This is a genomic window from Bartonella sp. MR63HLJHH (assembly GCF_042194155.1).
In the GTDB taxonomy this organism is placed as follows: domain Bacteria; phylum Pseudomonadota; class Alphaproteobacteria; order Rhizobiales; family Rhizobiaceae; genus Bartonella; species Bartonella grahamii.
Window position 1 is genome coordinate 16461 of the sequence record NZ_JBHIMN010000008.1, and the last position, 19190, is coordinate 35650.

Genomic DNA, 19190 nt, shown 5'->3' on the forward strand with positions numbered 1-19190 from the left:
GTTTTTTTCCGAAAATGAAGGAAAGAAGGGTGTAAGAAGTATGCAAATAGATAAAGATGTTATAGCTATAATTATTAGTATCTTTTCCCTAATACTATCGTTGTTTTTAAGATACGTAGATCTCAAAAAAGCAGAAAAGACTCGAAGAGAAGATGTATGCAATGTAGAAAAACAGTTTAACCATCTAGAAGAGCAAAATAAATCATTGCAAAAGCAAGCCACATCATCAGAAAAACATGTCAATTTTTTACTAAAAACAAAAGAAGAACTGGACTTAGGACCACCGCTACAGTTCAATGTACATAGTCCTACTCCAGACAAACATGATCCTAATAAATTTAGTGTCATATTATACATTAAAAATCCTACAGAAAGAATGATTAAAATAAATCACATATGGATAGAGAAAAAATGCCAATTCGAATTTGATAAAATAGTTTATAGCAACGGTACATTTATTAGCGGAAATGGCCAAATAACTATCAACCCCACATCTCCGAAACATATAGACCTAATAAAACTCGAAACAGAACAAACCTTACAAAATGGTCTTAATTCCTTTAATAATATAATCGGTGGACAAGAAATTAAATTAGAATTTTTCATTTGTTCCTCAAAATTGAATAAATCAGATACTCCGCTTTTTATTATGGAACATACTTCCTCAAGTAATCCTCAAAAAACAATTAAAGCTTCTTTTTGGACCTATTTCTTATCCCCTCATTCTTCCTAAGTTTATCCTCTAGATCCCATATTATTCTTTTTTGTTTAATTATCTCATCCCTAAGCTCTCCTGCCTGTTTAAAATAGTGATAAACCTCATAAAGCAAATATAGATTGGTAGTTATAGAAAGAACTGTTGCTACTAAACTCATCTTTCTCTCCTCACTTACCCTGCTTATTACTCTTTTTACTCTTATGAGCCGGCGCTTTTACTGCTTCATCACGCGGCTTAAGCTTTTGTGTTAGTCTTTCAACTTCCTCGTCGCGTGATTGAACATCTGCTTTTAGTGCCTGTATCTTTTCACTTTTCCGTTTAAACTCTTCTCGGTACGCATCTATCTTTTGCTTAAGTTCTTCAATTTCCTCGTCACGTTCTTCAATCTCTTGCTTCAGTTCTTCAATTAGCTTGTCGCATTGTTCAAGATCCGCATCACATTGATCAATTGTCTGCTTGCTTTCCTTTAAATACCTAAACTCATTCTCTCTCATTTCTTTCTTAAGATCTTGAACCTGCTCTTTAAGTGCTTTAACTTGGTTGCGATAATGCAATGCAATACGAAACATCACTCCGCTTAAGAGCAAAACTGAAACCACTGCTATCCATAAAATTTCATTCGAACTCATCTTTATCTCCTTTAATTTTTATGAGGGCGGTCATCATGACCAATCTGTTGTGCTTCGCATTCCATTAAAAAAGAATGCAACAAGCCGCATGTGCCAAGTGTGATAAATCACTCTCAGCATCCTTATGCTCTCCACCAAACCATGCTAATAAATGACGTAAAGCAGCACCGTGTAACCTGCTCCAGTGCATGCCATTACGCCAATTGTTTGCTCCGTACTTCTTTGCCCCAAACTCTAAAACTTTACCAATTTCAAGCAGTGCCAACGGCGGTATAAGCTCTACACGAGGCTTACCATCATCATTCTTATGCGCTTCATTTGCATTATGTGAACACATATAAACTCTGTCGCCACCATATTCTTCAGTGCCGCAAACATATGCATTTCCATAAATCTTGGCCTTACCATAAACCACGGCATGACCGAACACCTTAGCAGCATCACAAACCTTGGCATAACCACAAACCTTGGCGTTGCCATAAACCTTGGCGCTGCCATAAACATGGATATTATCGTAAACGTAAACATTACCAAAAACCGCGGCTTGACCGTAAACCCTAGCATTGCCAAATACATGCGCATTACCACAAACCTTGGCGTTGCCATAAATCGCAGCTGCTAAAAGAACATTGGCATTGCCAAAAACACGTGCATCACCATAAACCCATGCCCTATTCCCAACCCAACAATCGCCCTCATGAGAGAGGTTGCCTTCACTCTCTACAAAACCACCAACATCACCTGCTTTAACTTTTCCAAAGCTTCTCAATGCACGAATGCGGTGAAGAGTTTTTCCAGCAAACTCAATTGTTTCATCAGTAAGTTCGTATTTCTTTTCTACAGCCATCATCACCTCCTTAATGCTGCAAAGTCTCACCCGCGCTATCAACGCTGGAACTTTTGCAAATTTTCGTAATTGGGGGGTGTTGCTCTTGCATTAATCTCTGCAAGCGCTCGGGATAAAAAAAATCTTCTGGACGCAAATCTATCCCATGCTCACGTGCATAGTTCAAAAGCATAATTTGGTATTTAGCTGGAATGATGCCGCCTTTACCCTCTCGCTTTTCAAAGGGGTAAGTCCATTTATAAACAGCAGACACATGGCATTGAGAAATCAACGACACACGTTTTGCACCACCTAAATATTTTATAATCATAACTGCTGGAGTAATCATGTAATCCAAAATTTCTGTCATATATTTACGTATTACGCAAATATAAGCAAAATTTTCGTAATACGCAATATTGATTATTTAATAATTTTAAGAGAGAAAAATAAAATGGATTTTCAAAAGCTAATAAAAATGTGGATTAATGAAAAATTAAATGAAATGGGGCATGGAAGCCGTAAGGCTTTAGGGCAACATTTAGGATTGAGTCCATCATCTATTACGCGCTTATTATCGATTGATGACTCTGACTCTAAAGCCTACCGTGATATCACCGCAGAAGAGCTAGTGAAGCTACACAGTTTCTTTAAGGAGTATCCTCCGTATCCGGCTTTAAGCAAGATAGATCAAGATTTTTATGATCTATATTCGTCTTGCAATGAAGAAGAACGGAGGGCAGTTTTAGCGTTTCTTCATACTTTAATCGAATCAAAAAAGCGATAACTGCTATTTTTTCTTCATTTGACAATTGTAAAAATTTTCTTTTGGCAGTCTTATAACCTTTCATAAAATCTCCAAATATCTATAAAAACACACTAATCTTTAGATGAATACTCATAAAATAATTTTCGTTATACGGTATTTTTATGTTGATATTACCGTAAAGCGAAAATATATTCACTCCATATCTTAGAAAATAACTTTTGCCAATAGGCTCTATGGAGGCATTTGTGACAAAACCAGTGTTTATAAATTCTGATGAAATTCTCTTAGTGATGTGCGAAAATGAAGAGCAAAATCTCGCTAAATCTGGTCCTTTCTTAGAAGAAAGTGACATGATCAATTTTATCGACCAAGCCGATAATGCTGTCCAAATCTTGCGTATTGAACCAACGACTAATCGTTGCGAAGACATCTCTGAAGATATTGCCGAATTCTATCTTAAAGAATGTGAAGAGCAGTGTTTCAACGGAAACATTCCTCACGACTTTGTTACGCATAGTTCAGCATACGGTTTTTTTTTAGATGATATAAAACAGCGCGAATATGATGATGCAATGTATGGTTCTTACGAAAAACAACACCGTTTGCGTCCTTGTGATGTGCTTTAAAAGCTAAAGGCGTTTTTAAAAGACGCCTCCTTTTCAAAAAATTCACCACACAATGCAATGCCGTTCTTTTGCAAGAACGACAAAGGCAGAGTCTAACTTAAAGGAGTAAAATAATGGAAAAAAAATATGAACTTACTGATGAAACAATTGAGTTTGATGGCAGAACACTTCACCGCATTCGTGCACTGAGAGACTTTAGTGATGTTAAAGCAGGTGATTTAGGAGGCTATATCGAGAAAGAAGACAACCTATCGCATCGTGGTAATTGCTGGATTGGGGATTATGCAAAAGTCTATGGTTATGCCAAGGTTTTTGGTGATGCCTTGGTTTACGAAAATGCACAAGTTTACGGTTATGCACATGTTTACAACAATTCTCGTATTTATGGCAAAGCAGAAGTTTGCGATGAACCATGCATTTACGGTGATGCAGAAGTTTACGGTGATGCATATATTTGCGGTGAACCGCACGTTTTTGATAATGCAGAAGTTTATGGCAATGCACAAGTTTACGAAAAGGCATACATTTATGATAGGGCGCGTGTTTACGGCAATGCAGAAGTTTCCGGTGATGCGCATGTTTACGGTCATGCAAAAATTTACGGTGAAGCATGTGTATGTTGGGACGACTGGATTGATGGCGATAAAAGAATCTCAACTAGGTAACAAACCAGATGAAAAAATACGAATTTACTGATGAAAAAATTGTGTTTGATGGAAGAACTCTTCACCGAATTAGAGCATTAAGAGACTTTGGATATGTCAAAAAAGGTGACATAGGCGGTTTTATAGAAAAAGAGAGCAACTTAAGCCATAAGAGAGACTGTTGGATTTTTGGCAATGCACAAGTTTACGGTAATGCCAAAGTTTATGATGATGCGCGGGTTTATGGGAATGCACAAATTTATGGCAATGCACAAGTTTCTGATTATGCCGAAGTTGGTGGTGCTTCTGTTGGAGATAATGCCAAGGTTTTTGACTATGCGCGGATTTATGGGAATTCTGTTATAGGGGAAAGTGTACACGTTTACGGAAATGCTAAAATTTACAATCAAGCATATATTTGCTGTCGTGTAAACATTGCTGGAAATTGTAAAATTAGTGGCTCCACCGTAATCGTAGAACGTGAGAAATAGTAATCATGGAAAAAAAATATGAACTTACTGATGAAACAATTGAGTTTGATGGCAGAACTCTCCACCGCATACGTTCATTGAGAAGCTTCGGAAAAATCAAGAAAGGTGACCTAGGCGGCTTTATAGAAGGTGAGAGCAACTTAAGTCATGAAGGAGACTGTTGGGTTTATGATGATGCCATGGTTTATAGCGGTGCAAAAGTTTACAACAATGCCAAGGTATTTGATAACTCAAAAGTTTGTTATTTTGCAAATATTTATGAAAATGCAACAATTCATCATAACGCAAAAATATATGGTGGTCGTATTTTTGGAAAAGCACATGTTTACGAAAATGCAAGTGTTCATTGCAATGCAGAAGTGTATGGTAACGCACACATTTACGGAGATTCAGAGGTTCGTGGAGGCAGTATTATCACAACGAGCGAGAGAAGATAATTATTATGTATAGATATGAAATTAAACCTACTTTGTGTTCGCAGTTAGTTGTGAGAAATACCCACAATCCAGGTGAACTTTGTATAACGATCTCTGGAGATAAGGGCGAGCCCTATGTAGATACCATAATCTCTAAAGACAAAATAGATGCCTTCTTAAGTGAAGAGAATATCGTGCCAATGGAACTCATAGGATCGCAATGCTTTGCATTTTCATACGAATTCAGACCGTTTGCATGCACTAGATTTGAAATGATACCACCCAATTCAGATGAATCTTTCTTGTTGACGCTATATTCTGATCATTGTGCATATATAAAACGCATTCCAATTGATCGGATTGTACAACCTGTAAAGACAAAACTCTAACACCCCAAAACCAGTCTTTTAACACCAGCGTGATTCACGCCACGGGTGAATTGTACGCAAATCAAGGAAATAAACCATGAAAAAGAAATACAAACTTACTGATGAAACAATTCAGTTTGATGGAAAAACTCTTCACCGTATTCGTGCTTTAAGGGATTTTGATGATGTCAAAAAAGGAGATCTTGGTGGTTTTATTGAAAAGGAATATAACTTAGGTCCTAAAGGTAATTGCTGGGTGTATGATGATGCCAAGGTGTATGAAAGCGCTACCATTTTTCATAATGCTAAGATATTTGATGGCGCTTGTATTAGTGGAAATGCTTCAGTTTATTCTGATGCACAAGTTTACAGTCGTGCTGTTGTTTACGGTAATGCCAAGGTTTCTGGTAGTGCACATGTTTTTGGTGATGCTGTTGTTCGCGACAAATCTCATGTTTGCGGTGATGCAGAAGTTTACAATGACGCACGTATTTATGGTGACGCAGCAGTTTTTGAGAATGCACGAATAAAGAATAGTGCCAAGGTTTACGACAATGCTCGTGTATATGGGAACGCAATAATTTGTGGTCCTGCTCTCATTTATAACAATGCTAAAGTTTATGGTGATGTCATTATATCATGCTCCAATTTCACGTATGAGGATGATGTTAATTATGGAAATGTTGAGATTTTTGGAGATGCAAAAGTTTATGATAGTGCTCGCATTTATGACGCAGTCAAGATTTTTAGAAATGCCGAAATTCGTGGATTAGCTAATATTCGCGGAAACACGAGAATTCCTCAAGACATAAAAATTTAACAACCAACCAGCCTTTTAACAGATGCGTGATTCACGCCACGGGTGAATTGCGCGCAATGTAGGAAATCAAGATGACAAATTCTACTTTTTTAAAAGAAATGGCAGAAAAATATGGATTTTCTGCTGAAGAATTTCGAACCACAATCATAAAAACTTGTATTGGAGATAAAAATGCTAATGTCATCACTGATGCAGAATTTGCCGTTTTTCTTTTTGTTGCCAATACTTATGGACTTAACCCTTTAACAAAAGAAATCTATGCATTCCCTAAAAAAGGCGGCGGCATCATACCCGTTGTTTCTATCGACGGTTGGATAAAGATCATCAAATCAAATCCTGACTTTGATGGCATGACCTTTCAAGATCAACTCAATGAGAATGGGAATATCATTGCTATCAAATGTGCTATTCGTCTCAAAGGGATTAAAGATCCTATCGAAGTCACCGAATATCTCAAAGAATGCGAACAAGCCCACAGTGAACCTTGGAAAAAATACCCCGCACGTATGTTGCGCCATAAAGCCACTATACAATGTGCTCGCTATGCTTTCGGGCTTTCCGGTATTTATGAAGAAGATGAAGCCGCACGTATCCATGAAGCAAACCATAACGTACAAACGAAGTTAGTTTCTTATGACGTGCTTACGCAAATCAAACAATTAATAAACATCACTCAAACAGAAGAAGAAAAAGTGCTTGAGTATGGACGAGTCCAAAAGCTTGAAGATCTTCCTGATGAAAGAGCACAAAGGATTTTGGATGTTTTGCAAAAGAGACAGCATGAAAAAGAACAATCTTTCCTACAACAAAAGCAAATAGAAGCGCCTATACAAGATGCCGAATATATTCACGTCCAAGATATAGAATATGCACCACAAGAACAAAGAACGGCGGTGTGAGATGGAACAAAGAACAGCAGAATGGTTTCAAGCGCGCTTGGGTAAAGTCACCGCATCTAATGTTTACAACATACTCAGTAAGACAGCAAAAGGATTGCCTACAAGCAAATATGAAGACTACAAAATCAAACTCATAACAGAGCGCTTAACAGGCGAAACAAGCCCCTATTATGAAACTGAAGATATGAGATGGGGTATCGAACATGAAGATGATGCTTTGAGAGAATATGGCTTCATTTATGATGCCGATATAACAAAGTGCGGCTTTATCCAACACCCCACAATAGAAATGGCGGGGGCTAGCCCTGATGGTCTCATTGGAGAAGACGGTTTAATCGAAGTCAAATGTCCGAGATCAGTAACACATATGCGCTTTTGTATAGGTGACGAAATCAAACCAGAATATCACGCACAAATGCAATTCCAAATGGCTTGTACAGAACGAAAATGGTGTGATTTCGTAAGCTATGACCCACGTTTTACGGGGGAATTCTTTCACTTACGCATGAAAGTCAAGCGTGTTCTCCGTGATGATCAACAAATTGAACAGATCAATCAAGCTGTTGAAGCCTTTTTAGCAGAGATAGAACGAGAGATACAACAACTCTCAACAAAAGCTGCTTAACCTTATGGGGGTGTTTTGTTCCCCGCATATCTACGAGCACCCCCACCCTTTTACATAAGGAAATTAAACGTGTGTAACATCAAACATATTATCATACAGCCTGCTAAAGATGAGGAATTTTGTTTTTTTACCATTGGCTATGAAGGTAGGTCCCTTGAGAATTATCTTAGTTGTCTCATAGAAAACAATATCAAAACTTTATGTGATGTTCGTAAAAATCCAATAAGTAGAAAACAGGGATTTTCGAAAAGACAATTAGAGCAAGCTGTAAGCAACATTGATATTGAATATATGCATATGCCTGAACTTGGAATTACTTCTGAAAAACGAAGAAATTTGAAAACACAAAAAGATTATGACCGCCTTTTTGAAGATTATCAAAAGACAACTCTCAAGAATAATTCTTGTGCAATAAACAAATTATATCAAATTTTTTTAAACAAAAAGCGTGTTGCAATCACCTGTTTTGAAGCCAATGTATGCATATGTCACAGAGGACAACTCGCATTAGCTCTCACTCAATTGCCTGATTGGAAATATGAAATTAAGCACATCTAAAAAATAAACTTACAGATTTTTTACATATGGGGGTGCTTCTCTTCACAAATACCTCCTAGCACCCCCACCCTTTCCTAACAACTTTCAACACAAGCGTGATTCACGCCACACGTGAATTGCATCTCAATGTAAGGAGAAAAGATATGGCGCCTCGTCCAGCTGCTATAACGCAACCAGCCATTGCACGCGCTTTAAGAGAAGCTAAAAAACAAGGATGTGAACTCGTAGAAATCAAACCTACCGGTGAACTGCTTATCTATCTTAAATCCGATATCCCAATACCAAATTCAGTTAACCACCCAGACAAACTTTTAGATTTGTCAAAGAATGAATATTACGAAACCGCGCTCTCTAAGATGTAAAATTGCTTATGCCAAAACCACGCCCCCCTCATCTTGTCAAAGAAGTCACGCGCCATGGTAAAATTATATGGTATGTACGTATTGGTCATGGACCACGTATTAGAATACGCGGTACCTATGGAACGCAAGAGTTTGTTGACAACTACAAAAGCGCACTTGCCGAGTTACAAGGGCTTATACTTCCTAAATCCAAAACCGGTAAACTTGTTGAAGGGTCATTTGCATGGCTACTTAAACAATACTTTAACAGCTCCAATTGGCATAACCTTGCTAAAGCTACAAAGAAACAAAATCAACTCATTCTTATAAAGGTGTGCGATGCAATAGGAAATATTCCATATCAAGCAATCGAGAAAAAACATATCATAGCCGGTGTTGAGAGGCGTAAAGAAACACCAGCAATGGCTAGGAATTTTCTGAAGGCACTTAATGGTCTTTTTAATTGGGCGATTGATCAAGGACTTTTGGAAAGTAATCCAACTTTAGGCGTTAAAAAACCTCCACTTAAAAATAAAGAGGGATTTCCTGTTTGGACAGAAGAAGATGTTGAGAAATATTATCAAAAATGGGCTCTAGGAACCCATGAACGTGTCTGGATTGATGTTCTTCTTTACACGGGTTTGCGTCGTGGTGATGCCGTACGAATTGGTTGGAAAGATGTGAAAGATAATATCATTCATCTTAAGACAGAGAAAAGTAAATTCCAAACAGATGTTTTTCTACCAATTTTGCCTGAACTAGCCGAAACCCTTAAAATTGGTCCTATTGGAAATGAAACATTCATTTGTGGTAGACGTGGAAACAAAATACCCAAAGAAAGCTTCGGGGTTTTATTTTACAAAGCATGCAATGAAGCGGGTATAAAAAAATCAGCACATGGTTTGAGAAAATTAGCAGCAACACGCGCCGCTAATTCCGGTGCAACAGTTTCACAATTGAAAGCACTTTTTGGATGGACAGACGACAACATGGCATCTCTTTATACAAAGAGTGCAGATCGTAAAAAACTTGCTCTTGAATCGATAAAAAAGCTCCAAAAAAGTTAGGGATAGGAGCAAAAAAACGTAATAGAATCAATAACCGCCCAATCCCTTACATTAAGCATAATTATTTGATTTTATTTGTACTGTATTCGCCAAACAGGCCCTATAGGTTCACATATTGATATAGAAGCTTGTAGAGACTTAGGAATTGAAATATTAGACGGTGGTGGAGATCCAACTTCTGCTGCTGAATTTGCGTGGCTCTTAATTATGTCTGCGCGTAGAAAACTCTGTAAATCTGTGTCTGATATGAAAAAAGGACGATGGCAAACAACATTTGGCAACCAAATGAAAGGGGCTACTCTTGGAATATTCGGGTTTGGGCGTATTGGTAAAATGGTTGCTCAATATGCTCAAGCTTTTGGCATGTCCATTTTGGTTTATGGGAGCGAGCGTTCAACGCAAGAAGCAAAAAATTTAGGTTATCATTTTACGCATTCAAAAGATGAATTTTTTACACGTCCTGACATTATATCCATCCATTTACGCTTAAGCGATAAAACCAGAGAAATCATTCAATTAGATGGTCTATTGAGCATGAAACCTCATGCTATTTTTGTCAACACAGCGCGTTCAGCTTTGGTTGAAAAAGGGGCGATAGAAAAAATACTAAGTTTGGAAAATTCAACTTACTTTGCACTGGATGTTTATGACAGCGAGCCGGTATATGAGAGCAAATTATTGCAATCAGATAGAGCTCTTTGCACGCCGCATCTGGGCTATGTGACTGAAGAAAGCTTTGAGAATTATATTGAAAAAGCTTGCCAAAATATAGCATCTTTTATGAAGAGCGTTTAATGCCAGCTGAACCAATGTTTGTAAAATTTATCTTATATCGCTAGCCTATCAAATTTGCACGACACATAATAGCTTATTTCCTTAAATTAAGCATATTCCTTAGCTTTCATATTAATACCAATCGTATTGACAGATTTTTATGTAATCAGCATAAAATACCTGATTTATTGTTGCAATCATTATTAGAAAAAAGTCCACTTTATTGGAATACACTTTAATTGGAGGGAGAGTATAGTGAGCAATAATAAATTTATAGAAAAAAATTATTATAGATGGATTGTATTGCTTGTTGCCACTATCGCTCAAGCATCAGCCTGCTTCTTTGTTCAAGGGATTGGTCCTTTAGCTGAATTTTTTAAGAAAAATTTCTCGCTCAGTGACTCTCAGATAGGTTTGCTGTCTTCAGCAGCACAGTTCCTACCTATTATTGGGTTACTTGTAGCTGGTGAATTACTAGACAAATTTAACGAGCGCTATATTGTTGGAGTTGGCGCGGTCGGCGTTTCTGTCGCTCTTTTGTTGGGAGCAATCGCAAATAACTATATTTCTCTTTTGGTCTGTTTGCTCATTGTAGGGGGATTTTATAGTTCTGCTCAACCCGGTGGCGCTAAATCTGTTTCTTCATGGTTTCCACAATCGCAGCGCGGATTTGCAATGGGAATAAGGCAGGCGGGACTACCATTAGGTGGGGCATTAGCTGGGATAGTTCTTCCTGCTAGTGCGCTTGTTTATGGCATACAAGGTGCGTTTTTGGTCGGTGCCATAGTTTCTTTTTTAGGTGGATGTATATTTATTATTTTTTATCACTCACCAGCAAAAGTTGTAGCTATCGTTCCAAAAAGCAAGGCAAGAGTTTCGTTCTATGCAAATATAAGATCTCGTCTTGCGATGTTGGCTGCACCGCATATGAAGAATATTATTTTTTCAGGCGTTTCACTTGTGATCGTTCAATATGTTTTAACCATTTTTATAACGATCTATTTTTATAGAATCTATCACCTGTCTCTAGATAAAAGTGCTTATTTGTTTTTTGTTTTACAGGCTTCTGGTGCCTTAGGAAGAATTATTTTAGCAGCGTGGAGTGATCATTGTAGAAAAGGACGATTTTTTCCTGTCTTGTTTTGCATGATTGCAGTAATTTTTGGATTTTTAATATTAATTTTAGGCATGAGTGGATCCATAATTTATTTAACTATTTTATCTGCTTGGTTAGGTTTTTTTGGAATAGGATGGTATGGCCCTTGGGTTGCTTATATTGTAGACTCTTCGCCGAAAGAAAGCGTTGGCTTTTCTCTGGGTTTAGCAATGTCTGTAAATCAAATCGCAATTATTACTGCTCCACCATTATTTGGATTAATCCAAGATTTTACAGACACTTATTTGCTAACATGGCTGATTTTAATTTTAATTATTGTTTTTTCACTTTTCTTAATAAAAAAATAGGGAAATATAATTGGGGAAGAAATTATAATGATAAATGAAAATGCTTTTGAATTAAGCAATGTCGAAAGAGATAAACTTTGGTAGACTTTAGACCACGTTATTTATGATCCATACGGGTGTATTGAATATTCGGTTGAACTAAAAAATAGCATTTTCGCTGCTATCACATAGAATATTGACAATTCTTATGAATCAAAAGGTGTCTATTACCCCGAGACCATTTAATCTTTGAAAACCTTCCAATTGATAGACCAATTAATACGTCACCTAATCCTTATAATTTAGATGCGTCTTGTAAAAGTGGCTATATTAGCAAAAATTTAATTATGATGTTTTCTTTATTGATCGGAGAGCCTTATTCAATTAAGTTTGAAGGCGAATATATAGTAAATAACCTAGTTCCTTTAGAAGATAATAAAAAAGATTATACAGGATTAGGATCTGAAGTTGAGTTAGATTTTCATATAGAAAATGCTGCACTAAAATTTATAAAGGGTTTAAATTTATCTCCTAAAGGGATATTTTTATCTGGTGTTCGCAATGATGTTGATGGCCCGTTAACGAGAATATCTGGTGCACGTCTAGCTTTAAAACTTTTAATTGAGAAGGATTTGAGTAGCTTAAGCGATAATTTATATATAATTAATATTCCTTATAGAGGAGAAAAATGGGGTAACCTCTACAAGTAAAGTGCCCCTAGTTCAAGGGGACGGTGAATTCCCAGATATCAGCGCTGTTTTTTATCCGGGCATGTTAGAGCCACAGTCAAAAAAAGCTAAGGAAGCTTTAAATCATTTTTATGAAGCTATGAAGGCTGTATCTTTTGGAATTGATGTACAACCAAGAAGATTATTATACATTGATAACAAAATGGCTCTACACTCTAGAGATAAATTTTTTGGATCATTTGATAGTTATGAAAATCCAATGCGGTGGATTCAAAGAGTGTTTGTGTCTGTAGATTTATGGAATCATAAATATGTAGAACAAATAAAAGAAAGAATATTTAATTTTCAATGTTAATGTCCTGATAATGATACGATGTTGAGTATTATTCCGGTTTATATATATTGACTACACATCTCATATATATAGATCTCCCCCGCATAATCAGGTGAGATTACTACCTGATTATAAGCTATGGTGGATAATTGATTTTCTATGGCTGCATTTGATCTTCGTTATTTTTGCCCTTCCTTTCAAGCCGCTAGGGGGATTTTCCTATCAATCCCTTGAAAGAGCGATTTGGAGCAATTTCATAATGCGAAACCAAAACATAGTGACAAACTTTTCTATTGTTTTCATAGGCATGACGGTTTGCATGGTCGCACCCTTCAAGCACGGTGGCTTTTTTTCTTGCACGATGGAATCTTTCATATATGAGACAACATAATTAATTTATAACAGATAATTCAATGTATTATCTAAAAAATGCAACGAAATAGCTATTAATGTGAACATATGAATTAAAAAAACAAACATCGCGTACAAATAATAATACACCCCATGTCTTTAAACAAAGAATGAAAATCATAAAATGAGCTCTAAGGATAATAGGAACTCTCCACAAAGAAGAGACAGAGATGAAGACTTCAAAGAATTCAAAGACTTCATCATCACCATCTTTCACTATTTTGTTAACATATTAATTTTATACAAGAATCTTTCCCTCGGAAGAAACAGCATTTGCAACAGCTTCCTCGCTTGCCTCATCGGGTAATAACATCTCATTATGGGCACATCCTGATGGGATCATAGGAAAACAATTTTCTAAATGATAAACACGACAATCAAAAAGAACAGGCTTATCACTGTCAATCATCTGCTGAATTTTATCATCAAGTTCATCGGGTTTTGAACAATGAATTCCCACGGCTCCATAAGCTTGTGCCAATTTCACAAAGTCAGGCATAGATTCCGTATAAGAATGAGAAAGACGATTACCATGCAGCAATTGCTGCCACTGGCGAACCATCCCCATATACTGATTATTTAAAATGAAAATTTTTACAGGTGTGCCATGCTGAATAGCTGTTGCAAGTTCTTGAATATTCATCTGAATGGAAGCATCACCAGAAATACACACAACAAGCGCATCAGGATGGGCTATTTGAACACCTATAGCCGCCGGAAGACCATACCCCATCGTTCCAAGACCACCAGAAGTCATCCAATGTTTTGGTTCATCAAAATGATAATACTGTGCTGCCCACATCTGATGCTGTCCGACATCCGTTGTGATATAAGCACGAGCATCTTTGGTCAGTGCATAAAGCCGTTCAAGAGCATATTGTGGCATGATAACATCTTCTTTTTCCATATATGCCAATGAATTGCGTGATCTCCAGCGATTAATTTGCGTCCACCACGCCTCACGGACTTCACTGTTAAACGCTGGTTGCTGTATCTTTAAGAGTTGCGTCATATCTCCTAAAACACAAGCCACATCACCAATAAGTGGAACTTCTGCTTTTACGATCTTATTAATAGAAGAAGGATCAATATCAATATGAATAATACGCGCATGAGGTGCAAATGCATCCAATCGCCCTGTGATACGATCATCAAATCGTGCTCCAACAGCCAACATGACATCACAATCATGCATGGCCATATTAGCTTCATAGGTTCCATGCATCCCAAGCATTCCAAGCCAATTTTTGCCAGAAGCGGGATAAGCACCAAGCCCCATGAGTGTTGATGTAATCGGAAAATCACCCAGTTGAACTAAATCGCGCAAAAGCTTTACAGCTTCCATCCCCGATGAAATAACACCACCACCAGAATAAATAACAGGACGCTTTGCTTCTACTAAGAGAGAAACAGCCTCTTCAATAGCCTGCGCATTCCCTTTCGATTTTGAATAAGAATGCATAAATGTCGGCACTTGAGGCGCTCTATAAATTCCTGAAGCAAATTGAACATCCTTAGGAATATCAATCAAAACCGGTCCAGGACGACCTGATTGAGCAAGAGAAAAAGCTTCATGAATAATAGCCGCAAGATCATTGACGTTTTTAACCAGCCAATTACGCTTCGTACAGGGCTTTGTAATTCCAACCGTATCAGCTTCTTGAAAGCCATTTGTTCCAATGATCGTTGTCGCTACCTGACCAGAAAAACAAACAAGAGGTATAGAATCCATAAGAGCATCTTGCAAAGGTGTAACAGCATTCGTTGCGCCTGGACCAGAAGTCACAAGCATAACACCTACCTTTCCAGTACTGCGTGCATAACCTTCAGCAGCATGCCCTGCAGCTTGTTCATGGCGCACCAAAATATGCTGGAGTGTATCTTGGTGATAGAGAACATCAAAAATAGGCAGAACAGCCCCACCAGGGTAACCAAAAATATGTTTAACCCCTTGATCTATAAGAGCCTGAACCACTATTTCAGCCCCCGACATTATTTTTCCATCTGCACTCTCTTGCTTTCTTGGATCATTTCTCATTTTTCCCACTCACCTACTTGATAGGACAATAAAAAAGCCCCTAACGGAGCCCATAAAAAAAGACCCCAAAGGAGCCCATTACACAACACACACTGTATGATCACCCCCATTATTCCAACGTATAAAATATATAAAAATTTCCTTGTAGAAAGATTTCTAATTCCATTGATACCATTCGTCAATAAAAAATTCTATTTTCTAAAAAATTCTTTTTCACGAATTATCTTTTATCTTTCGAAAGTTTCTTTACAAAGCTCTAGCTCTTTTATCAAAAAGTAAGCATCCATTCTTCATCAAATTGATTACGAAACCATGTCATTTGTCTTTTTGCATATCTCCTCGTTTGTATTTTCACCGCTTCAAGAGCATTCTCAAAGCTTCTATATCCATCCAAATAAGCTATAAATTCAGGTATACCAATAGCCTTCATTGCTGGTAATGAAGGGAAAAGCTTAAGATTCTTCATGATCATCACCTCTTCTAAAGCTCCTCTTTCAATCATAGAATCCAAACGTTTATGAATACGTTCATAAAGCAGAGGACGTGGTGGCATAAGAAGAATTTTTTCTGCACAATCTGACGAAATCAGAGGAAGCGTTTTTTTCTTCTGCCACCAACTGAGCTTCTTACCAGTTGCCTCATAAACTTCTAAAGCACGAACAATACGTTGACCATCTTGCGAAGAAATTTTCTCAGCAAGAACAGCATCAACTTGCAACAATTGGCGGTAAAGGCTTTCAGCTCCCTCTTTATCAAGCCGAAGTCGCCATTTCTGCCGTACAGCATCTGGAATATGAGGTATTTCCGAAAGCCCTTCTAAAAGAGCACGAAAATAAAGCCCTGTTCCACCAACAAAAATAACCGATCTTAAAGAAAAAGTTGCCAATAGCTTCTCGACATCACACAACCATTGCCCTACTGAATAATTCAAAGTAGGACTCACATAGCCATAGAGATAGTGTGGAACAATCGCAATATCAGCCTCCGTAGGCCGTGCTGTTAAAATATTTAAAACATCATAAACCTGCATTGAATCAGTATTAACGATGAGAGCATTTTTTTCTTGAGCCATTTGTAAAGCAAGCGCTGACTTACCACTTGCAGTAGGCCCCGCTATTAATGTAACTGTTCTCTGTGTCATGAATAGCAATTTCTCCCAATCAATAACTTATTGCAACACACAGCCCCCCCAAAGCCCCTATGAAACTTATAAAAAAAGAAAAAATGGACTTAATAACAACACCAAAGAAATTTCCAAGCATTTTTGCTATCATAATTCAATAATAAACTACATCCATAATCATTCTGTCCGTTAGTCCATTAAAAATAAACATATTCTTTGTCATCATTTATCAAAATAATACTGAGCTTAACCTATACAATCAGACAGCTTTATTTTTTTCCTATAAAAACAACATGCTACTCCGGTTTATAATAAGAGATTCAGAAATTGTCTTCTTCACGCTCTCTTTTTTATAACTATTTTTTCATCCATCACCAAGAAAGGTATAAATATATATAACTAATTTAGTCTAATATAATTTTTCTCTAGGATAACTTTTTTCAAACTGAAGTGAAAAAAAACGTTCTCTATAGCACACAAAGTACAATCACAAAGTGCTAAAAGTCTCACTAGATAAAACATTATTTATAATAATAATTGCACCCTTTATTTATAATAGTTGAGCGTTTTGCAATCTGAATAAGAGCTCCCAATATCATAAGATTTTCTCATTTTTATCCTTCTCATAAAGTGCCATATCAATACCATTCACTTGTGCATCAAAAGCAGAGATAAAAATTGACTTAAACACAAGACAGTGATCTCTTATGCAGCATTTCAAAGCCTAGGCTGTTGCAATATTGGGAACTAGCAAATCTATTATGGTACCAACTTATACTTTTATTTAATGCAAAAATAGAACTGCCCAACGGATTTTATGTTATACAATCCATGCTCTTTGTCGTGAAATGAGCTTGAAAAATATTGAACATCACATGGCTGAGCTACAAAATAGCCCATATACCAAGGCTGATAAAAAACAAAAAATTAATTTTTAAGCCTCAATCTATTGGGGTATCAATCCATTAGAAGCGTTACGAACCGTAACTCTCCATCTGGACGCGCTACGATGAATAGAGCATTTTTGCGTCCGGCTTCACGTAATTTATGAATCCGTTTTTTAGCTTCATCGATTGTTGTGATAGCACTCTGATTGATATCAATAATGACTTCACCAACGCGAATACGCTTTTTATCCGCTGCGCTATTTTGTGCAACAGATGTTACCACTAGTCCTCGAAGTTTATCTGAAATTGAATAACGATGACGCAAATCCTCTGTCAATTCAGATAGCGTCATTCCCATAAATTGCATTGTCACGCTTTTCGACAGATCATTATCTTTTTTATCATCAACTTCTTCTTCTATATCTTCATTTGCATCTGTTTCAATCAAACGTCCAAGCTTAACTTTTACTGTTTTTTCTTGTCCATCCCGTAAAACGGTAACATCTACCACTTTTCCTTCCGGACTTTCCGCCACTAAACGCGGCAAATCACGTGCATGCTTAATTTTTGCATTGCCAAAGAAAAGAATAACATCTCCAGTTTGTAACTGGCTATTATCTACATTATTTTCTTCCGTCTGTTCTATTTTACCAGCCACCAATGCTCCTACCGCATTGTCCAATTTTAAACTTTTTGCAATATCCTCAGTCACCGGCTGAATACGAATAGCTAACCAACCACGCCTTATTTCTCCAAAATCACGCAATTGACTAATAACAGAAAGGGCCATATCTGATGGAATAGCAAACCCAATACCGATAGATCCTCCAGAAGGTGAAACAATTGCTGTATTAATGCCAATGACTTCACCATTTCTATCAAATAACGGACCACCAGAATTGCCCCGATTAATTGCTGCATCTGTTTGAATAAAATTATCATAGGGACCAGCATTAAGATCACGGTTACGTGCAGAAATAATACCAACCGTTACACTTCCACCAAAACCATAAGGATTACCAATAGCCATAACCCAGTCACCAATACGTGCTTTTTCTGAGTCACCAAAACGCACAGCTTTTAATTTTTTACGTCCCGCATCCACTTGAAGTAGTGCCAAATCAGTTTTGCTATCCTTGCCAAGAAGCTTCGCCTTGAGTTTTGTACCATCTGTAAAATTAACTTCAATATCATCAGCATCAACAATAACATGATAATTTGTAACAATAATCCCTTTTTGCGCATCAATCACAAAACCAGACCCCAAAGAACGCACCTTTTGAAATTGACTATTTTTTTGACCATCTTTGGGTGTAAAAAAATCATTAAAATATTCCTCCAGCAATGAATCTTTGGGAATAACGGGTACCGAAGTATTTTCATCCTGTTCGGTTCCTTCAACAGTCTGTGCCGTAGAAATATTCACAACCGTCTCCAAAAGCTCAGAAGCTAAATCAGGAACAGAAAGCAATGTCTTGTTTGTCTCTGCGCCCCAAGACAAATTCACTGATCCTGATAAAAACAAAATCACACACAAAACAACTCTTGTGATAAAAGACTTCAAAAACGTATTTCTACTCACGATACTTCTATCCATGACATGCCTTTAACCAAAGCTGCAAAGAGCCTTACTCAACTTATTATGCAAAATCAGTATGGCTCAACACTCTCTTACATGCATCATAAAAAAGCAG

At 37.2% G+C, this 19190-nt stretch carries 22 protein-coding genes; 16 read left to right on the plus strand and 6 right to left on the minus strand.

Going from position 1 to position 19190, the window contains the following annotated elements; genetic code table 11:
• Positions 1 to 40 precede the first annotated feature (40 nt).
• On the plus strand, positions 41 to 733 hold the full coding sequence (locus ACFIKQ_RS06440) for a hypothetical protein (RefSeq protein ID WP_375656149.1): 693 nt from the start codon (positions 41 to 43) through the stop codon (positions 731 to 733).
• A gap of 152 nt (positions 734 to 885) precedes the next feature.
• Here the strand turns inward: ACFIKQ_RS06440 and ACFIKQ_RS06445 are convergent, their stop codons facing one another.
• The 3 genes from ACFIKQ_RS06445 to ACFIKQ_RS06455 form a co-directional block, all read right to left on the minus strand.
• Complete coding sequence (locus ACFIKQ_RS06445) at positions 886 to 1347, minus strand: hypothetical protein (RefSeq protein ID WP_375656150.1); 462 nt, start codon at positions 1345 to 1347, stop codon at positions 886 to 888.
• Positions 1348 to 1411: 64 nt separating this feature from the next.
• Complete coding sequence (locus ACFIKQ_RS06450; RefSeq protein WP_375656151.1) at positions 1412 to 2194, minus strand: dATP/dGTP diphosphohydrolase domain-containing protein; 783 nt, start codon at positions 2192 to 2194, stop codon at positions 1412 to 1414.
• 10 nt (positions 2195 to 2204) lie between these two features.
• Positions 2205 to 2522, minus strand: coding sequence for a hypothetical protein (locus tag ACFIKQ_RS06455; RefSeq protein WP_375656176.1), 318 nt, complete (start codon positions 2520 to 2522; stop codon positions 2205 to 2207).
• 105 nt (positions 2523 to 2627) lie between these two features.
• Between ACFIKQ_RS06455 and ACFIKQ_RS06460 the strand changes: the two genes are divergently transcribed.
• The 15 genes from ACFIKQ_RS06460 (at position 2628) to ACFIKQ_RS06530 (ending at position 13058) form a co-directional block, all read left to right on the plus strand.
• Positions 2628 to 2960, plus strand: a complete 333-nt coding sequence (locus ACFIKQ_RS06460; protein WP_375626997.1) for a hypothetical protein — start codon at positions 2628 to 2630, stop codon at positions 2958 to 2960.
• Between the two features lie 227 nt (positions 2961 to 3187).
• On the plus strand, positions 3188 to 3568 hold the full coding sequence (locus tag ACFIKQ_RS06465; RefSeq protein WP_375656152.1) for a hypothetical protein: 381 nt from the start codon (positions 3188 to 3190) through the stop codon (positions 3566 to 3568).
• 113 nt (positions 3569 to 3681) lie between these two features.
• Positions 3682 to 4233: a hypothetical protein gene (locus tag ACFIKQ_RS06470; RefSeq protein WP_375656153.1), complete on the plus strand. Its 552-nt coding sequence runs from the start codon at positions 3682 to 3684 to the stop codon at positions 4231 to 4233.
• An 8-nt stretch (positions 4234 to 4241) separates the two neighbouring features.
• The gene (locus ACFIKQ_RS06475) at positions 4242 to 4703 is read left to right on the plus strand and encodes a hypothetical protein (protein ID WP_114647949.1); all 462 of its coding nucleotides are present in this window, start codon (positions 4242 to 4244) and stop codon (positions 4701 to 4703) included.
• A 5-nt stretch (positions 4704 to 4708) separates the two neighbouring features.
• A complete protein-coding gene (locus tag ACFIKQ_RS06480) occupies positions 4709 to 5140 on the plus strand; it encodes a hypothetical protein (RefSeq protein ID WP_252619730.1) in 432 nt (143 codons plus the stop codon).
• Between the two features lie 444 nt (positions 5141 to 5584).
• Entirely contained in the window at positions 5585 to 6307 is a 723-nt protein-coding gene (locus ACFIKQ_RS06485; RefSeq protein WP_375656154.1) for a hypothetical protein, read from the plus strand.
• Positions 6308 to 6378: 71 nt separating this feature from the next.
• A complete protein-coding gene (gene bet / locus ACFIKQ_RS06490; RefSeq protein ID WP_375656155.1) occupies positions 6379 to 7206 on the plus strand; it encodes a phage recombination protein Bet in 828 nt (275 codons plus the stop codon).
• 1 nt (position 7207) lies between these two features.
• Positions 7208 to 7831, plus strand: coding sequence for a lambda exonuclease family protein (locus tag ACFIKQ_RS06495; protein ID WP_375656156.1), 624 nt, complete (start codon positions 7208 to 7210; stop codon positions 7829 to 7831).
• 69 nt (positions 7832 to 7900) lie between these two features.
• A complete protein-coding gene (locus ACFIKQ_RS06500; RefSeq protein ID WP_375656157.1) occupies positions 7901 to 8389 on the plus strand; it encodes a DUF488 family protein in 489 nt (162 codons plus the stop codon).
• 143 nt (positions 8390 to 8532) lie between these two features.
• Positions 8533 to 8751 carry a hypothetical protein gene (locus ACFIKQ_RS06505; protein ID WP_012755083.1) on the plus strand — a complete coding sequence of 73 codons (219 nt, stop codon included), beginning with the start codon at positions 8533 to 8535 and terminating at the stop codon, positions 8749 to 8751.
• 8 nt (positions 8752 to 8759) lie between these two features.
• Positions 8760 to 9797, plus strand: a complete 1038-nt coding sequence (locus tag ACFIKQ_RS06510) for a tyrosine-type recombinase/integrase (protein WP_007552581.1) — start codon at positions 8760 to 8762, stop codon at positions 9795 to 9797.
• Between the two features lie 75 nt (positions 9798 to 9872).
• Positions 9873 to 10592 (plus strand): D-2-hydroxyacid dehydrogenase family protein, encoded by a 720-nt coding sequence (locus ACFIKQ_RS06515; RefSeq protein ID WP_375656158.1) that lies wholly within the window; start codon positions 9873 to 9875, stop codon positions 10590 to 10592.
• A 234-nt stretch (positions 10593 to 10826) separates the two neighbouring features.
• The gene (locus ACFIKQ_RS06520; protein WP_375653035.1) at positions 10827 to 12035 is read left to right on the plus strand and encodes an MFS transporter; all 1209 of its coding nucleotides are present in this window, start codon (positions 10827 to 10829) and stop codon (positions 12033 to 12035) included.
• 326 nt (positions 12036 to 12361) lie between these two features.
• The gene (locus ACFIKQ_RS06525) at positions 12362 to 12724 is read left to right on the plus strand and encodes a hypothetical protein (protein WP_375636187.1); all 363 of its coding nucleotides are present in this window, start codon (positions 12362 to 12364) and stop codon (positions 12722 to 12724) included.
• 1 nt (position 12725) lies between these two features.
• On the plus strand, positions 12726 to 13058 hold the full coding sequence (locus tag ACFIKQ_RS06530; RefSeq protein WP_375636186.1) for a hypothetical protein: 333 nt from the start codon (positions 12726 to 12728) through the stop codon (positions 13056 to 13058).
• A gap of 628 nt (positions 13059 to 13686) precedes the next feature.
• Here the strand turns inward: ACFIKQ_RS06530 and ACFIKQ_RS06535 are convergent.
• The 3 genes from ACFIKQ_RS06535 to ACFIKQ_RS06545 form a co-directional block, all read right to left on the minus strand.
• Positions 13687 to 15486, minus strand: coding sequence for an acetolactate synthase 3 large subunit (locus tag ACFIKQ_RS06535; protein WP_375636185.1), 1800 nt, complete (start codon positions 15484 to 15486; stop codon positions 13687 to 13689).
• A gap of 268 nt (positions 15487 to 15754) precedes the next feature.
• Positions 15755 to 16627 (minus strand): tRNA (adenosine(37)-N6)-dimethylallyltransferase MiaA, encoded by an 873-nt coding sequence (gene miaA / locus ACFIKQ_RS06540; RefSeq protein WP_375656159.1) that lies wholly within the window; start codon positions 16625 to 16627, stop codon positions 15755 to 15757.
• A 939-nt stretch (positions 16628 to 17566) separates the two neighbouring features.
• Positions 17567 to 19093: a Do family serine endopeptidase gene (locus tag ACFIKQ_RS06545; protein ID WP_375636183.1), complete on the minus strand. Its 1527-nt coding sequence runs from the start codon at positions 19091 to 19093 to the stop codon at positions 17567 to 17569.
• Positions 19094 to 19190: the final 97 nt, after the last annotated feature.

Bases quoted from the DNA above. Each gene is read 5' to 3' on its own strand.
- ACFIKQ_RS06440 (WP_375656149.1), top strand. From the start codon at position 41: ATGCAAATAGATAAAGATGTTATAGCTATAATTATTAGTATCTTTTCC.
- ACFIKQ_RS06445 (WP_375656150.1), bottom strand. From the start codon at position 1,347: ATGAGTTCGAATGAAATTTTATGGATAGCAGTGGTTTCAGTTTTGCTC.
- ACFIKQ_RS06450 (WP_375656151.1), bottom strand. From the start codon at position 2,194: ATGGCTGTAGAAAAGAAATACGAACTTACTGATGAAACAATTGAGTTT.
- ACFIKQ_RS06455 (WP_375656176.1), bottom strand. From the start codon at position 2,522: ATGATTACTCCAGCAGTTATGATTATAAAATATTTAGGTGGTGCAAAA.
- ACFIKQ_RS06460 (WP_375626997.1), top strand. From the start codon at position 2,628: ATGGATTTTCAAAAGCTAATAAAAATGTGGATTAATGAAAAATTAAAT.
- ACFIKQ_RS06470 (WP_375656153.1), top strand. From the start codon at position 3,682: ATGGAAAAAAAATATGAACTTACTGATGAAACAATTGAGTTTGATGGC.
- ACFIKQ_RS06475 (WP_114647949.1), top strand. From the start codon at position 4,242: ATGAAAAAATACGAATTTACTGATGAAAAAATTGTGTTTGATGGAAGA.
- ACFIKQ_RS06480 (WP_252619730.1), top strand. From the start codon at position 4,709: ATGGAAAAAAAATATGAACTTACTGATGAAACAATTGAGTTTGATGGC.
- ACFIKQ_RS06485 (WP_375656154.1), top strand. From the start codon at position 5,585: ATGAAAAAGAAATACAAACTTACTGATGAAACAATTCAGTTTGATGGA.
- bet (WP_375656155.1), top strand. From the start codon at position 6,379: ATGACAAATTCTACTTTTTTAAAAGAAATGGCAGAAAAATATGGATTT.
- ACFIKQ_RS06495 (WP_375656156.1), top strand. From the start codon at position 7,208: ATGGAACAAAGAACAGCAGAATGGTTTCAAGCGCGCTTGGGTAAAGTC.
- ACFIKQ_RS06505 (WP_012755083.1), top strand. From the start codon at position 8,533: ATGGCGCCTCGTCCAGCTGCTATAACGCAACCAGCCATTGCACGCGCT.
- ACFIKQ_RS06510 (WP_007552581.1), top strand. From the start codon at position 8,760: ATGCCAAAACCACGCCCCCCTCATCTTGTCAAAGAAGTCACGCGCCAT.
- ACFIKQ_RS06525 (WP_375636187.1), top strand. From the start codon at position 12,362: ATGATGTTTTCTTTATTGATCGGAGAGCCTTATTCAATTAAGTTTGAA.
- ACFIKQ_RS06535 (WP_375636185.1), bottom strand. From the start codon at position 15,486: ATGAGAAATGATCCAAGAAAGCAAGAGAGTGCAGATGGAAAAATAATG.
- miaA (WP_375656159.1), bottom strand. From the start codon at position 16,627: ATGACACAGAGAACAGTTACATTAATAGCGGGGCCTACTGCAAGTGGT.
- ACFIKQ_RS06545 (WP_375636183.1), bottom strand. From the start codon at position 19,093: ATGGATAGAAGTATCGTGAGTAGAAATACGTTTTTGAAGTCTTTTATC.